This is a genomic window from Streptomyces sp. NPDC014676, from assembly GCF_043084105.1.
In the GTDB taxonomy this organism is placed as follows: Bacteria; Actinomycetota; Actinomycetes; order Streptomycetales; family Streptomycetaceae; genus Streptomyces.
The window spans coordinates 212,720-227,919 of sequence record NZ_JBIBZI010000005.1 but is presented as its reverse complement, the minus strand read 5'-3'; the positions used below and the strand labels follow the sequence as shown (position 1 = coordinate 227,919).

Sequence of the window (15,200 nt, the reverse complement as noted above, 5' to 3'; positions counted from 1 at the left end):
TCTAGAACTGGAATTCGAATACCGGGCCCTCTCCCTCTGTGGCCGGGTGAGGTGGGTTGTGATGCGGTGTTCGATCACTCATGTGGGTTGCGGTACCTCCTTCGGGGGATTGCCTGGTGCCGCCTTGTCGTCTTGGAGAAGTCGCCTCGGTTCGGCTTCGCCGAGGGCGAGGATGTGGACAGGGACCACTGGTGGTCCGCGGGCAGGGTGCGGGCACCGAGACCTGCGTTACCGGCCACCGAACCGAGCGACTTCGGCGAGAGCTGAGAGGAGAGGGTTCGTGTGAGGCCCGTTGGTGGCGAGTGCCCGGGCGGCCGGGCCCGCCCGGGCCTGGAACACGGCGGTCGAGGGCTCCGGATCGGCCAGGAGCGAGGCGGCCGCGCGCTGGGCCTGGCCGAGACCGGCCCGCGGAAGCGGTGCCGCGGCGGGCCGACAGCGGGGGCGGCAGGGCGGCAGGGCGGTGACCGCAACCCCGGAAGCGGGCCGCCTGGCCGGTGACCGCCTTGGCGGGAACCAGGGGGAAGCGGCTTCTGACGCGGTGACTCAGGCCGATGAACAACGCCGCGGAGCTGTCGCCGGCCCGTGCGACGCCGATCGCCGGATCAATCCTCACCCGCACGGTCCGCTGGTCCACGGGGAGCCTTCCGGCCGGACGCGCCGAGCCGGACATGAGCATGGGAGCGGGTGTATCCGCAGGTCGCGTAAGACCGTTGGAGGGACGGCGTCACACCGTCGGGCCGGGGGAGGAGGGACCGGCCCGCCCGGGGGCCGGTGGGGTCACCCCGTGGCGGCCCGCTCGATCAGGCCCGCGGCCGTGTGCAGTCCGTCGCGCGCCCGGATCGTCTCACCGGTCTCGGTCAGGGTGCGCCGCAGGGCCGTGTCGCCGAGCAGGCGGTCGATCGCGCCGTGGAGCCGGTCGTCGGTGAAGCGGTACGGGTCGAGCCGGACGCCGTAACCCAGTTCGGCCATGCGCTGGGCGTTGTCGTGCTGGTCCCAGAAGAGCGGCAGCAGGATCATGGGCTTGCCGAAGTGGAGGGCCTCGGTGGTCGTGTTGTTGCCGCCGTGCGTGATGACGAGGTCGACGAGCGGGAGGATCCGGGGCTGCGGCAGGAACTCCTCGCCCCACATGTTCGGCGGCAGTTCGATCTCCTCGTGCAGCGGGCCTTTGGAGACGATGTAGCGGTGCGGGGTGCGGGCGAGCGAGGCGATGACCCCGCGCATGAGGTTCACGTCGGCCGAGCCGAGCGATCCGAGGCTGAAATAGATCAGCGCGCCGCTGCCGCCTGCCAGGCCGGGCGGCAGCGTGAACTCCTCCCGCGTCTCGCGGACCGACGAGTCCAGCCGGTGCCAGGTGGGGCCCAGCGGGCGGGCGTCCGTGTAGTCGGCCGCCTCGGGATAGACGTACAGGTTCAGATTGCCCTCGTGGATGAACTCCAGGTCGGGCAGCGGACGCGCGCCCTGCTCGGTCACCCAGGCACTGAAGTCGCTCCACAGACCCCGGTGCGTGCGGTCGTATGCGGCGCGGAACCCGTCCCACTCGCTCCGGTCCCCGGCCGGGTGCCCGGAGAACGGCGGCGGAACGCGCTCACCCTTCATCTCCAGCGGGTTGCACGAGACGATCCGAACGAAAGGAACGCCCGCCGTGGTCAACGCCGGGAAGCACACGACGTTGTCCTCGACGATCACATCCGGCCGGACCCGGTCGATGATCTCCTTCAGCCGCGGTTCGCAGTACCGGGCGCCGGAGATCAGCTCCTCCCACACCGGCTTGATCCAGGTGCCCAGCTGCTCGATGGTCGGCTTCCGGAACTCGGGTGCGGTGTCGCGTATGAAGTCTTTCCAGAACTGGCCGGCTCCCTGGGGCTGTTCGGGCGGCGGGGCCAGATCGACCAGCTCCTCCTCGAAACCGAACGGCGTGAGGCGGCCCTTCCAGGACGCCTCCGCGGCGAACACCACACGGTGCCCCCGGCGGCGCAGGACGTCCCCGATCCCCACGCAGTTGTTCGTCGGCCCGTACGCGCTCTCCGGTGCGAAGAGGACGGTCAGGGGCCGTGCCGGTCCTCCCGTAGGCGACAAGCCCAACTCCTTTGATTCTGAAGGGTGTTCCGAAGTCTCGCACCGGATCCGAATGCCGGGCAAGACCACCGGGGCCGGCGCCCTGAACCTGCCGGTCACCCCGCCTCCGCGGTCTCTCGGGGTGCGCCCGCCGGGCCATGACCGTCAGGCCCGCTGGGGCGCGCAGCGGTGGAACCCCTCGCCGGTCTTGCGGCCGGGCCTGCCCTGCGCCACCGGGTCGGCGAGCGGCGTGCACGGGGTGAAGTGCGCGCCGCCGGTGGGTTCGCGCAGCACGTGCGGGGTGTCGACGATGACGTCGAGCCCGATCGGACCGGCGGTGCGCGTCGTCGTCGCCCGGCACCTGCCGCTGCCGCAGGGTGTAGCCGGCGTGCTGGACCGGCAGCGGCCGCCGGTCGGGCGCGTTGCCCGTGAGGCGCGCGGTGCGGACCTCGGCCACGTCGCGCGACGGCGGAGCCACCGCCCGGCCTTCGCCCACGATGCGGTGCACCAGGATCAGCGGCACGGGGTCATCGGGGAACACCCGGAACAGGGTCGCTCGCAGGGGTACCACGCGCGTCCTCTCCGAGCCGTGGACCGTTCCCGACGGTTCCCCTCCCACCGGAGCGCAGGAACGTTCTGTCAGGCCGGGGTGGGTCCACCGCTGATCCTGGCCGTCATCGGACATGGACCGACAGGAACCGGGTGGCTGTCCGAGAAGAACGCCGGGGAACCGGCGGCAACCTGCCGTGGTCGTGCGCCCGGCCTCCAGAGCATCCAGGGCACCCAGGGCGTGTGGTCCGGGTCCTCGCCGTGTCGGTGCCGGGCTGTTCGAGGGAGATCCGGTGCCGCAGCCCGCGCCACGGTGGGTGACGCTCATCGGTTCCCGGCGTCAGATCCGCGGCCGGCCGTGCCTGATCGGACGAGTTGTCGTACCACTCGAGGGTGGTGTCGACGGGGGACGCGGCGACGGTGCGCTCGGGACCCGGAGGAGCGGGGGAGCGGTCGCGGGCGTTCCTCCCAGGTGCCGTGCCGTGTGGCGCGTACGGCACGCGGACGGGCCCCTGCCCACGGGCCGTGTCCGCGACCGCGGCGTGGGGCCCGCGACGCAGCCGTACCCCTGCCGGGCCGGTGTTCCGCATCACTCGCGCGGTCCCGCTCGTGGCCGGCCCGTCGGCCGTCGTCGCGCGCCCGGCTGCGATCTCCAGGACGCCGTGGGCGCACGCGGGGCCGTCCGGTGCCGGTCCGGGGCCGGCTCCGGCAGTCGCTCCCGGCTGTCGCTTCCGGATCGCAAAGCGAGGTAGAAATTGGTCATGGAAGGAGAGCGGTCATTCCGCCCGAACCGACGGTCGCGAGACCGCTTCGACCAACTCGGAACCGGCGGTTCGCGTCGCGGACCGAAGCCGGGGCCGCGTTCACTGCTGAGCCCGCGCACCACGGCGGGGCAAGCGTTCCTGCTCCAGGTCGTCACCGTGTTGCTGCTGGTCGGAGCCGCGGTGGTGGCCTTGGTGGTCCAGGCCGACGAGGACAGCGGGAGAGAAGCCGAGCACGTGTCGGTGACGGCGGCCGAATCCTTCGCGAACGCTCCGGGTACGGCCGAGGCGCTGGACGCCCGGAATCCGACGGCCGTCCTCCAGCCGCGTGCCGAAGCGGCCCGGCAGCGGGCGGGCGTGGACTTCATCGTGGTCATGAACACCGAAGGTGTCCGTCTCACCTACCCCGATCCGAAGGAGATCGGGAAGAAGTTCGTCGGCACCATCGAACCGGCGCTGGAGGGCCGCACCGTCGTCGAGCGGGCCGGCGGACCGGCGCTGCCCGCCGGCGAAGGGGAGGCCGTGCAGGCCGTGGTCCCGGTGACCGGTGCCGACGGCTCCGTGGTCGGCCTGGTGTCCGCGGGGATCACGGTGGAGAACGTGGGCGACATGGTCGATCGGCAACTGCCGATCATCATCGCCGCCGGCGCGGCCGCCCTCGTGCTGTCCATCGTGGGAGCGGCACTGGTGTCGCGCCGGCTGTGGCGGCAGACGCGCGGCATGGGCCCGGCGGAGATGACCCGGATGTACGAACACCACGACGCGGTGCTGCACGCCGTGCGGGAGGGCGTACTGATCACCGGGGCGGAAGGGCGAGTGCTGCTGGCCAACGACGAGGCCCGACGGCTGCTGGACCTCCCGGCGAACGTGGAGCGGCGCCGGGTGGCGGACCTGGGGCCGGACGAGGAGACGGCGCGGCTGCTGGCGTCGGACGAGCCGGTCACGGACGCGGTGCGTCTGGTCGGGGACCGGCTGCTGGCGGTGAACAAACGGTCCACGGCTCCGTACGGGGGCCGGGCGGGCAGCGTGGTGACGCTTCGGGACACCACGGAGCTGGCGACGGTGACGGGGCGGGCGGAGGTGGCACGGGAGCGGCTGAAGCTGCTGTACGAGGCGGGGATACGGATGGGCACCACGCTGGATGTGACGCGTACCGCTCAGGAACTGGCGGAGGTGTCCGTGCCGAGGTTCGCCGACGCCGTCACCGTGGAGCTGTGGGATTCCGTCCTGCGGGGCGAGGAGCCGCCCGGCGGGGGCACCGAGCTGCGGCGCACCGTCGTCCACGGCCGGGAGGGTGACTACGGCCTCTCTCCCGTCGGCGAGCCGATCCGGTTCTCGTCCGCCGGCCCCGGCGTCGCCGCGGCGGCCGACTGCCGGGCGGTCCTGGAGACGGATCTGAGGACGTCCGACGGCTGGTGGGCGCAGGACCCCGAGGACGGGCGGCGGGTGCTGGAGCGGGGAGTCCACTCCCTCGTCGTGTCGCCGATGCGGGCGCGGGAGGCACTGCTGGGAGTGGCCCGCTTCTGGCGGGCGGACACCTCCGCACCGTTCGAGGAGGAGGACAAGTCCTTCGCCGAGGAGCTGACCGCCCGTGCGGCGACCGCCATCGACAACGCCCGCCGTTACACCCGTGAGCACACCATGGCCGTCACCCTGCAGCGCAGCCTCCTGCCCCGGGGCATGCCCGAGCAGAACGCGCTGGAGGCGGCCTACCGGTACCTGCCGGCCCGGGCGGGGGTGGGGGGCGACTGGTTCGACGTCATCCCCCTGTCCGGCGCCCGTGTGGCGCTGGTCGTCGGCGACGTCGTCGGCTACGGCCTGCACGCCGCGGCCACCATGGGCCGGCTGCGCACCGCCGTGTACAACTTCTCCGCCCTGGACCTGCCGCCCGACGAGCTGCTGAGCCATCTGGACGAACTGGTGGCCCACATCGACACCCACGAGGCCGCCGCCGAGGAGCAGGACGGGCAGGAGATCACCGGGGCCACGTGCCTGTACGCCGTCTACGATCCCGTCTCCGGGCAGGTGACCGCCGCCACCGCGGGGCACCCGGGGCCCGCGGTCGTCCGTCCGGACGGGACCGTGACCTTTCCCCGCCTGCCGGTCTCCCCGCCGCTGGGCCTGGGCGCGGCCCTGCCCTTCGAGGCGGCGGAGCTGACCCTGCCCGAAGGTTCGGAACTGGTGCTCTACACCGACGGGCTGATCCGGGACCGGGACCGGAACCGCCACCGCGACCCGGACACCGGTCTGGAGGCGCTGCGTGCCGTCCTGACCGGGCCCGACCGCACCCCGGAGGCCCTCTGCACGGCGGTGATCGAGGCCATGCTGCCCGACCGGCCGAGCGACGACATCGCGTTGCTCGTGGCCCGCACACGCCGCCTCGCCCCCTCGGACTTCGCCGAGTGGGACGTGGCCCGCGACCCCGCGGCGGTGGCGCCGGTCCGTGCCGCCTGCGCCCGGCAACTGGCGGACTGGGGTCTGGAGGACATCAGCTTCACCACCGAGCTGATCCTCAGCGAGCTCATCACCAACGCCGTTCGCTACGGCGGCGACCCGATCACCGTGCGGCTGGTGCGCGACCGGAACCTGATCTGCGAGGTGTCCGACGGCAGCAGCACCTCACCACGCCTGCGCCGGGCCAGGACCACCGACGAGGGCGGCCGCGGCCTGTTCCTCGTCGCCCAGTACGCCGAGCGCTGGGGCACCCGCCACACCCCTGCGGGCAAGGTCATCTGGACCGAGCAGTCCCTTCACGGCGGTGCGGCGGAAACCGGTGACTTCGGTGCCGCCCTGCTCGACCAATGGAACGACGACCCCCTCTGACGAGGACGGTGCCCGGACCGGCCCCCGGGGTGTCGTGCGCCGGCACGGGTCCGGTGCCCGTTCGCGGCGGATCCCGCACACGGACCACCACCGGCACCGGCCCGGAGCGCGGCCGCGCGTGCGGGCTGTGCGCGGGTCACCACGTCGCTGACGCCGGTGGTGGCGTCGAGCCGCAGCGTCCGGGTACCGGCCGCCGCCGCGGCCGACGGCTGCTCGTCCCGGCCGCAGGACACCCGGCGCGGCCCCCGCCGCTTTCCCGGAGGCCGGGAGGTGCCCCGCCTGCCGCCTGCCGGGTGCCACGCGCGCAGCGGAGCGTCGGGCGGGGAGGTGGCGCGGCGAGCGGCCTGCCTCCCGAGTCAGCAGGAACTGCCGCAGGACGACGAACTTCCGCAGGACGACGAACTGCCGCAGGACGACGAACTGCCGCAGGACGACGAACTGCCGCCGCACGACGAACCGCTGCCGCAGGACGAGGGACCGCTCCCGCAGGACGGCGAACCGCCGCCGGAGCAGCCGCTCGACGAACCTCCGCCCGCGCCCGTCTCCCACCAGGACGGGTGGGCGGAGGAGCCGCCGGCGCCGTGCGCCGGCGTTCCGCCGTACGGGCCGGTCCCGGCACCCGGGCCGAACGCGGTCGCCCGCGTGCCCAGATCGTCCCAGGCGCGGCGCCATGCCCGGCGCACCATCCAGGTGACCACCGCGACGAGCGCCAGTACGCACCCGCTCACCCACACGAACACGATCAGCATGATGTCCCCCCGTTCCGCCGGGCCAGCGCACCGGCTGTCCGCAGGATGCCCCGCGTTCCGGTGACCTGAAGCGGCCTTTGAGCAAGTCCAGAGCTTCGGCTCCCCCCCCCGCGACGACGCCGGTCCGCCGCCCGCTGTCCGGAGCGACACGCCGACGTCGAAGGGGATCGTGGTGCGGTTGGAGCCCGGGAGGGGGGCGGCCCGTGCGACGGCGCAGGCGGTGGGAGAGGGAGCGCCGTCCTGATCCCGGCGGTGAGCGCGTGCCGGACGACCCGCACGGCCTCGCCCGCGCCGGCGCGGTACGGCCGGGACGGCGTTGCCACCGAGTCCGCCCCTCTGTTGACAGGACGTCACACCACTCTCATCATGGGAGCGCTCCCATCGGCGGGTTCCGCCGCGCGACGCCCGTGCACGACCGCACCGAACCCCGCACCGCTTCCTGTGCCATCGGCGCGGAACGTCCTGCTGCCGCACCGGCACTCCGCCCGTCCGGCCGCACGGTCCGGCACACGCCGCCCCGTCCGCGCCGCCGGACCCCGAGGGAGGATCCCCCATGTCCTTACCGCAGAGATCCGGCCGGCCGGCCGGTACCGGCACCCGTCACCTCGTACGCACCGCCGCCGCCCTGACCGCCGCGCTCGCCCTGCTGTCCCCGCTGAACGCCACCGGTGTCGCGTCGGCCGCCGCGCCCGAGGCCCCCGCGGCGGACGTCGACGTCCGGGTCAACACGCAGGCGTCGCTGGGCCGCATGTCCGACACCGCGCGCGGGGTCAACACGGCCATCTGGGACTCGCACATGAACGATCCCGAGGTCGCCGGCCTGATGAAGGCGGCCGACGTCGGGGCGATGCGCTACCCCGGCGGCTCGTACGCGGACATCTACCACTGGGAGACGCACACGGCACCCGGCGGATACGTCGCCCCCGGCACCGGCTTCGACGCCTTCATGGGCACCGTCCGCGCCACCGGCGCCCAGCCGATCCTGATCGCCAACTACGGCTCCGGCACGCCCGAGGAGGCGGCCGGCTGGGTCCGGTACGCCAACGTCACCAAGGACTACGACGCGAAGTACTGGGAGATCGGCAACGAGATCTACGGCAACGGCCACTACGGCAGCGGCTGGGAGCACGACGAGCACGTGGACAAGAGCCCCCGGGAGTACGCCCGTCAGGTCCGCGCCTACGCCGAGGCCATGAAGGCCGTCGACCCCACCGTCAAGATCGGCGCGGTCCTCACCACCCCGGGCGAGTGGCCGGACGGCATCGTCGGCGAGGGTGATCCGGGCGACTGGAACCACACCGTGCTCTCCGAAGTCACCGACGTCATCGACTTCGTGAGCGTCCACTGGTACGCGGGCGGCGCCGACACCACCGCCGAGGACGCCCTGGCGAGGCTGACCAGGCTGCCCGGCGAACTGCGGGAGGTCCGCAGCCAGCTCGACCGGTACGCGGGCGCCGGCTCACCGCGCATCGGCATCGCCCTCACCGAGATCAACACCAACACCGGCGGCGCCATGCTCACCGCCCGCCCCAACGGGCTGTTCGCCGCGGACGCGTATCTGACGGCCCTGGAGAACGGCGTGTTCACCGTCGACTGGTGGAACACCCACAACGGCGCGGGGCAGATCACCACCGTCGACGGCGAGACCGACTACGGCGACATGGGGATGCTCTCCAGCGGCGCCTGCGCCGGTGACGTCTGCGAGCCGGCGCCCAACACGCCGTTCCACCCGTACTACGGCATGAAGATGACCAGTGAACTGGGTACGGCGGGCGACACCCTGGTCGCCGCCGCGTCCTCCGCGCAGGACGTCTCCGCCCACGCCGTGCACCGTCGCGACGGACGGCTGAGCGTCCTGCTCGTCAACAAGGACCCGGACGCCGCCCGGACCGTGGACCTCGCGTACACGGGCTTCACCCCGTCCGCCGCCGCACCCGAGGTCAGCCGTTACGCACGCGGCGACGGCGACATCACCGACATCACCGACGGTACGGCGTCCGCCTCCCGGGTCACCGTGCCGCCGTACGGGATGCTCACCGTCACCCTCACCCCGAAGACCGGCACGGGGCCCGGCGCCTCCGACGCCCGGGCCCCGGGGACGCCGCGGCTGGAGGCGGTGACCGACACCACCGCGAGCCTGTCCTGGGAGGGCGCGGCGGGCGTCACCCGCTACCTGGTCCAGGAGCGCGACGGCGCGCACACCCACGTGGTGGGCGAGACCACCGGCACGTCCGTGACCCTGCGGAACCTGCCCCCGGGCAGCACCCACACGGTCAACGTGCTGGCGGCCGACGCCTCGGGCCGGCTCTCCGGCCCGTCCACTCCGCTGACCTTCACCACCGGCACCCCGCCGGACGCCCCCTGCGCGGTGACCTACCACCGCGACACGAGCTGGGGCAACGGCTTCGTGGCCACGGTCACCGTCCGGAACCTCTCGGACACCCCGATCACCGGCTGGACCGTGGACTGGGACTGGCCGGCCGACCGCCAGTCGGTGTCCTCCGGCTGGAACGCCACGTTCCACCAGACGGACACGCATGTACGGGTGACCGCCCCCGAGGGTGCCGGAGTGCTGGCCCGGGGCGGCGGGTCGACGGCCTCGTTCGGCTTCGTCGGCGCCAACGACGGGCCCAACCCGCAGCCGACGGTCTTCCGCCTCAACGGCGCCGTCTGCTCGGGCGGCTGACGCCAGGCCCGCCCGGGACCGGTGGCAGGGTGACCCGCTCCCGGGCGGGCCGGTCTCCTCGCAGGGGGTGAGAGCGCACGGCCATCCGGCCGTCGCCCGCGTGGCGCGCCCGGCGCGCATGGTGTGGCCTGAGACGTGCGGGACGGTCCACCCACGGAGGAGACACGGAGCATGTTCGGTCAGGCGCAGGCGTTCAGCGGTTTCTCGGTCGACGACCTCGGCGAGGCCCGCCGGTTCTACGGCGAGACCCTGGGCCTCCAGGTGGAGGAGACCGGACAGGGGGACATGCGGGTGCTGGCCCTCACGCTCGGCAGCGGTGCGCGGGTCTTCGTCTACCCGAAGGAGACGCACACCCCCGCGACGTTCACGATCCTCAACTTCCCCGTCGACGACATCGTGGCCGCCGTCGCCGAACTGGAGCGGCGCGGCGTCACCCTGGAGCGGTACGCGGAATTCGACCACGACGAGAAGGGCGTCGTCCGGGTCGGCGGCGACGGCCCCGCGGCGATCGCGTGGTTCACCGACCCGGCCGGGAACGTCCTCGCCGTGCTCCAGGAGGACTGACCGAGGCCGTCGAGCGGTACGGCACGGACCGTCCCCCCCTTCCCTTCGGCCATGGACCACCTGCCCCTCCCGCTGCCGTCGGACCGGCTTGGACGGCCCGACGGCGCCTGCGAGGGCGACAGGCCGTGGTGACGGAACACCGGAATCAGATGTTCCGTCACGGGGTGACAGGTCCGTTTCGGCGGGCCACATCCACTTACGCCGTCGAATGCGTTTTCGACCTTCGCGCACTGTATGGCTAATATCAGGCCACCGACCGCTACTGTCTGGCGCGTTCTCGTCACAGGTGCGGCTGACCAGTGACGAGGAGAGTGTCCTGCGGGTGAGCGGATCGAACAGGGACGGGCGGCGCGGAAGGAACAGCGCGCGGGCCGGCCGCCGACGGAAGGGTGCGACGGACAAGCAGCCGTGGGCGGCCGGTGAACGCCGTCTGCCACTGCGCACGGTGCTGCTGGTGCTGCTGCTCGTACCGAGCGTGGCGCTGGTCGCGCTGTGGGGCCTGGCCACGTACGAACTGGGCAGCGAGTACCGGGTGCAGGACGCCCAGCACGACCTGAAGACGACCGTGGGCCCGCGCAACGCGGCCCTGTTCAACGCCCTGCAGCGGGAGCGGCGGCTGACCCAGGAGGCGCTGGCCGCGCCCGAGGCGTCCCGGACCGCCCTGACCCGGCAGCGCACGGACACCGACCGCGCCCTGCGCGCCTTCGAACCGCTGGCCTCCGCGGACACCAGCGACGGCCAGCAGGGCCTGGCCGCCGCGATCTCCCGGACCGTGCGGGTGACCGGCAGGCTCGCGCAGGAGCGCCGCGCGGTGGACGCCGGGACCGCCGACGAGGAGCGGGCGTTCACCTACTACACCGAGGCCGTCGCGGCCGGCACCGAGGTCTTCGCGGCGATCTCCCGCGGCGCCAACGGCGAGGTGACCGGCCTGTCGCAGGTCCTGTTCGACCTGAACGGGGCCGTGGACATGATCAATCGTGAGGACGCGGTGCTGGCCCGGAGCTGGCCCTCGGGCCGGCTGTCCGACGAGGACCACGACCTGGTCGCCGACGCCGTCGGCACCCACGAATACCTGCTCGAGTCGCGCGTGGCACCGAACCTCGACGCCGAGGAGAGCCGGCTCTACACGGCGATGACCAAAAGCGAGGAATGGCGGACGCGGGTCGCGCTGGAGGAACGGCTGCAGGCCTCAGGCAGTGAGGGCGTCGCGCTGTCCCCGGCCCGTGCCAAGGAGTGGCGGACCGCGGCGGACGCCTCGATCGCCCGTCTCGAGGAACTCATCGTCGTGCACAGCCAGGTCTCCGACGCCGCCGGCGCCGCCGCCGTGCGGCAGCTGAAGCTGTACCTGTACTCCGTCGCCGCCCTGGGCCTGGTCGCCGTCGTCCTGGTCGTGCTGATGACCTGGCGGCTGACCAGGGTCCTGCGCCGGCGCGTCCTCGCCGTACACGGTCAGGCGCAGGACCTGGAACAGCGGCTGCCGCAGGTGGTCACCCGGCTCGAACGGGGCGAGGACGTGAACGTGGACGCCGAGGTCCCGGAACTGTCCCCGGCCTCGGACGAGCTCGGCGAGCTGAGCCGGGTGCTGAACCTGGCCAGCCGCACCGCGGTGCACACCGCGGTGCGCCAGGCGGAGCAGCACCGCGGCTTCGAGCGGCTGTTGCAGCGCATCGCGCGCCGCACCCAGCTCCTGATCGGCCTGCAGCTGAAGAAGCTGGACGAGCTGGAGCGCCGGCACGAGGACCCGCAACTGCTGGAAGGACTGTTCGACCTGGACCACCTCACCGCCCGGCTGCGCCGCTACGAGGAGAACCTGGTGATCCTCGCGGGCGGCCAGCCCCGGCGCCGCTGGCGCAAGCCGGTGCCGCTGCTGGACGTCCTGCGCGCCGCGCAGGGCGAGGTCCAGGACTACCGGCGCATCGAGATCGACGTCGAGGGCCGGCCGTGGATCTCCGAGCGGGCGGTGGGGCCGCTGATCCACATCCTGGCCGAGCTGATGGAGAACGCGACCGCGTTCTCCAAGCCGCCGGCTCCGGTCGAGATCAAGGCGGCACCGGTCAGCCGGGGTGTCGCGGTGGAGATAGAGGACCGCGGACTGGGCATGGAGGCCGAGCAGTACGAGGCCGTCAACGCCCTGATGCAGGCGCCCCCGCAGATGGACGTGATGACCCGCGCCGACGACGTGCGCCTGGGCCTGTACGTGGTGGCCCGCCTGTCGGCGGGCCTGGGCCTGCAGGTGGAACTGCGGCCCTCGGCGTTCGGTGGCACCCGCGTCATCGTCCTCGTCCCGCAGGACCTCGTGGCCGAGCGGCCCCGATCGGTGCCGGACGCGGCCGACGGCCCGGCACCGAAGGACGCCGGCCCCTCCTTCCCCCCGCCGCGCCGGCATGCCCCTCCCCGTCCCGCGGACGGCTCGGCCGGCCTGCCGGTACGGTCGCGGGGACAGGCGATGGCCGACGTCGCCGCACCGGCGCCGGCCCCCGCCGGTCCGCCGGCCCCGCAGACCGGGCCCGCGCCCCTGCCCCGCCGGACGCGCCAGGCCAGCCTGGTGGCCGAGCTGCGCGCGCCGGCCCCGCAGGACCCCCCGGTCTCCCAGGCCCCGCCCAGCGCCCCGGCCCGCTCCGGCGCCACCATCGGCGCCTTCCAGCGGCAGTCCCGCAAGAACCGCGCCGCCGGCGCGCGGCCGTCCGCGCCCGGCACCGACCAGTCCGAACCGCCCACGAGGGAAGACCGAGGATGACTCAGCGAACCACCGCCACCGACGCAGACCTGGACTGGCTCCTCGACGGACTGGTCGACCAGGTCGCCGGTACCCGGCATGCCATCGTGCTGTCCGACGACGGCCTGGTGATCAGCCGCTCGAAGACCGTCGAACGCTCCGACGCCGAGCGCCTGGCCGCGATCGCCACCGGTCAGCAGAGCCTGGCCCGTGGTGTCGGACAGCTCTTCCAGGGTGGTCCGGTCCACCAGGTCATCGTCGAGATGGCCGACCTGTGGCTGTTCGTCACCGCGGCCGGCCGAGGCACCCACCTGGCCGTGGTCGCCTCCCAGGAGGTCGACGCCGAGGTGATGGCGGTCGCCATGCACACCCTGGTCCAGCAGGTGGGCCAGAAGCTGGGCACCGACGAACGCACCCCGCGGTCCGACCCGTCCCCGCCCGCCGGTCCCGGGGCCGGCGAGTGAGGCACTGGACGGAGGACCTGGAGGACGACGCGGACGAACCGCTGGTCCGCCCCTACACCATCACCGGCGGCCGCACCACCGCCGGCCGTGACGACCTGACCCTGATCACTCTGATCACGGTACGGACCACGTCCGGTACGGACACCGCGGCCGGCCGGCCCGCACTGCAGCCGGAACACCGCACCGTCCTGCGCCTGTGCGCGCGCAGGCCCGTCGCGGTGGCCGAGATCGCCGCCGAGCTGGACCTGCCGGTGTCGGTGACCAAGATCCTCATCGGCGATCTGATCGACGCCGGCCGGGTACGGGCCCGGCCACCCCTGGCCTTCGCGCACAACGGCACCCTCCCCGACATGACGATCCTTGAGGCGGTGAGAGATGGGCTCCGCGGGCTCTGATCCGGCACAGACGGCCCAGGCCGTGAAGATCCTGATCGCCGGCGGTTTCGGCGTGGGCAAGACCACCCTGGTCGGCGCGGTCAGCGAGGTCGCCCCCCTGCACACCGAGGAGTACCTGACCCGGGCCAGCGTCGGCGTGGACGACCTGGTCGGCATCGACGGCAAGACCACCACCACCGTCGCCCTGGACTTCGGGCGCATCACCGTCAGTGACGAACTGGTGGTCTACCTGTTCGGGACCCCCGGCCAGGAACGCTTCTGGTTCATGTGGAACGACCTGGTGCTCGGAGCCCTGGGAGCGGTGGTGCTGGTCGACACCCGCCGCCTGGAGGTCAGCTTCGCCTCCATCGACTTCTTCGAAAGCCGCGGTGTCCCGTTCGTCGTCGCGGTCAACTGCTTCCACAACGTCCGCGACCGCACGCCCGAGGAAATCCGCACAGCCCTGGACCTGGACCCCCAGGTCCCCCTGGTGATGTGCGACGCACGCGAGCGGACCGACGGCAGGGATGTCCTGCTCACCCTGATCGAACACCTCATGGCCCGCCGCTCCGCGCCCCAGCCGGCCATGTGATCCCTGGAGCGCGGTCGCCACCCGGCTCACCCGCCGATGCGGACGTGGCCGACCGCGGAGGCCGCGTGGTGAGGACGGGGGCGGCCGGCGGGCCCGGCCGCCCCCCGTCGATGCCCCAGCGGGCGAGGCGGATGCGGGTCAGGGTGTCCTCGGTCTGCGTGGCACCGGACTTGTCGGTCACGTAGGCGGTGCCGTCGGCGATCTCCACGTGGTTGGGGTTGGCCCCGGTGGCCACGGTCTCCTCGACCACGCCCTCGCGCGGGTCGACCACCGTGACGGTGGCGGCGGTGCGGTTGACCACCACGGCGTCACCGGAGCGCTCGTCGGTGGCCACCGAGAGGGCGCCGGCGCCGGTCGCCACGGACGTGGTCACGGTGCCCTCGCGCAGGTCGATCACGGACAGGGTGCCCGAGGTCTGGTCGGCGGTGTAGGCCGTCCGGCCGTTCCTCGAGAGCGACACCGAGACCGGGCCGTCGCCGGCCGGCAGGAAACGCGGGGTCGTGGAGCCGCGCTTCAGCTCGATGAGCCGGTCGTTGCCCAGATCGGCGGCGTAGAGGGTGCCGGTCTCCTCGTTGAGGGCCAGGACGGCCGGGCCCGCGCCCTCGATGGTGACGCGCTTCTTCTCCTCGAACGTCCTGGAGTCGAAGGCGACCGGCGTGCCGTCGCCGTAGCCGCTCGCCCAGACCGTGTCGTGCCGCTCGTCGACGACGATCTCGCGGGCGTGGGCGACGCCCGGCAGGCCGGCCAGCCGCTCGCCGGTGCGCTGGCTGTGGACGGAGACGCTGTTGTCGCGGGTGCTGGTCGTCCACACGGTGTCATGCTCGTCGTCCCCGGCTCCGCGTACGGCACGGCCTGCCGCGCACGGGC

At 73.1% G+C, this 15,200-nt stretch carries 11 protein-coding genes; 8 read left to right on the top strand and 3 right to left on the bottom strand.

All coding sequences use genetic code 11. The annotated features are described in order from the left end of the window. Window positions 1-777: 777 nt before the first annotated feature. Together ACF1DX_RS16515 and ACF1DX_RS16510 are read right to left on the bottom strand one after the other, a co-directional pair. On the bottom strand, window positions 778-2,076 hold the full coding sequence (locus tag ACF1DX_RS16515; protein WP_391791867.1) for a glycosyltransferase: 1,299 nt from the start codon (window positions 2,074-2,076) through the stop codon (window positions 778-780). A gap of 144 nt (window positions 2,077-2,220) precedes the next feature. Next, a complete protein-coding gene (locus ACF1DX_RS16510) occupies window positions 2,221-2,349 on the bottom strand; it encodes a hypothetical protein (protein ID WP_391791866.1) in 129 nt (42 codons plus the stop codon). Window positions 2,350-3,365: 1,016 nt separating this feature from the next. On the opposite strand from ACF1DX_RS16510, the gene ACF1DX_RS16505 reads away from it, so the two are divergent. The 8 genes from ACF1DX_RS16505 to ACF1DX_RS16470 all read left to right on the top strand — a co-directional run bounded on the left by ACF1DX_RS16505 (window position 3,366) and on the right by ACF1DX_RS16470 (window position 14,333). Beyond that, on the top strand, window positions 3,366-6,188 hold the full coding sequence (locus ACF1DX_RS16505) for a SpoIIE family protein phosphatase (RefSeq protein WP_391791865.1): 2,823 nt from the start codon (window positions 3,366-3,368) through the stop codon (window positions 6,186-6,188). Window positions 6,189-6,515: 327 nt separating this feature from the next. Beyond that, window positions 6,516-7,001 carry a hypothetical protein gene (locus ACF1DX_RS16500; protein ID WP_391791864.1) on the top strand — a complete coding sequence of 162 codons (486 nt, stop codon included), beginning with the start codon at window positions 6,516-6,518 and terminating at the stop codon, window positions 6,999-7,001. Between the two features lie 489 nt (window positions 7,002-7,490). Further along, complete coding sequence (locus ACF1DX_RS16495) at window positions 7,491-9,623, top strand: cellulose binding domain-containing protein (RefSeq protein ID WP_391791863.1); 2,133 nt, start codon at window positions 7,491-7,493, stop codon at window positions 9,621-9,623. 171 nt (window positions 9,624-9,794) lie between these two features. Then, on the top strand, window positions 9,795-10,187 hold the full coding sequence (locus ACF1DX_RS16490) for a VOC family protein (RefSeq protein ID WP_391791862.1): 393 nt from the start codon (window positions 9,795-9,797) through the stop codon (window positions 10,185-10,187). Between the two features lie 322 nt (window positions 10,188-10,509). Continuing rightward, window positions 10,510-12,924 carry a nitrate- and nitrite sensing domain-containing protein gene (locus ACF1DX_RS16485; protein WP_391791861.1) on the top strand — a complete coding sequence of 805 codons (2,415 nt, stop codon included), beginning with the start codon at window positions 10,510-10,512 and terminating at the stop codon, window positions 12,922-12,924. Next, window positions 12,921-13,367 carry a roadblock/LC7 domain-containing protein gene (locus ACF1DX_RS16480; protein ID WP_030868408.1) on the top strand — a complete coding sequence of 149 codons (447 nt, stop codon included), beginning with the start codon at window positions 12,921-12,923 and terminating at the stop codon, window positions 13,365-13,367. Before ACF1DX_RS16485 ends, ACF1DX_RS16480 begins: the two co-directional genes overlap by 4 nt. Next, a complete protein-coding gene (locus tag ACF1DX_RS16475; protein ID WP_385051205.1) occupies window positions 13,364-13,762 on the top strand; it encodes a DUF742 domain-containing protein in 399 nt (132 codons plus the stop codon). Before ACF1DX_RS16480 ends, ACF1DX_RS16475 begins: the two co-directional genes overlap by 4 nt. After that, window positions 13,743-14,333, top strand: coding sequence for an ATP/GTP-binding protein (locus tag ACF1DX_RS16470; RefSeq protein WP_391791860.1), 591 nt, complete (start codon window positions 13,743-13,745; stop codon window positions 14,331-14,333). The genes ACF1DX_RS16475 and ACF1DX_RS16470 overlap by 20 nt, the downstream gene beginning before the upstream one ends. Here the strand turns inward: ACF1DX_RS16470 and ACF1DX_RS16465 are convergent. After that, on the bottom strand, window positions 14,296-15,144 hold the full coding sequence (locus tag ACF1DX_RS16465; protein WP_391791859.1) for a YncE family protein: 849 nt from the start codon (window positions 15,142-15,144) through the stop codon (window positions 14,296-14,298). The genes ACF1DX_RS16470 and ACF1DX_RS16465 overlap by 38 nt on opposite strands. Between the last annotated feature and the right edge of the window lie 56 nt (window positions 15,145-15,200).

Excerpts from the sequence above, each read along its gene's own strand:
- ACF1DX_RS16490 (WP_391791862.1), top strand. The coding sequence starts at position 9,795 with ATGTTCGGTCAGGCGCAGGCGTTCAGCGGTTTCTCGGTCGACGACCTC.
- ACF1DX_RS16495 (WP_391791863.1), top strand. The coding sequence starts at position 7,491 with ATGTCCTTACCGCAGAGATCCGGCCGGCCGGCCGGTACCGGCACCCGT.
- ACF1DX_RS16470 (WP_391791860.1), top strand. The coding sequence starts at position 13,743 with ATGGGCTCCGCGGGCTCTGATCCGGCACAGACGGCCCAGGCCGTGAAG.
- ACF1DX_RS16505 (WP_391791865.1), top strand. The coding sequence starts at position 3,366 with ATGGAAGGAGAGCGGTCATTCCGCCCGAACCGACGGTCGCGAGACCGC.
- ACF1DX_RS16480 (WP_030868408.1), top strand. The coding sequence starts at position 12,921 with ATGACTCAGCGAACCACCGCCACCGACGCAGACCTGGACTGGCTCCTC.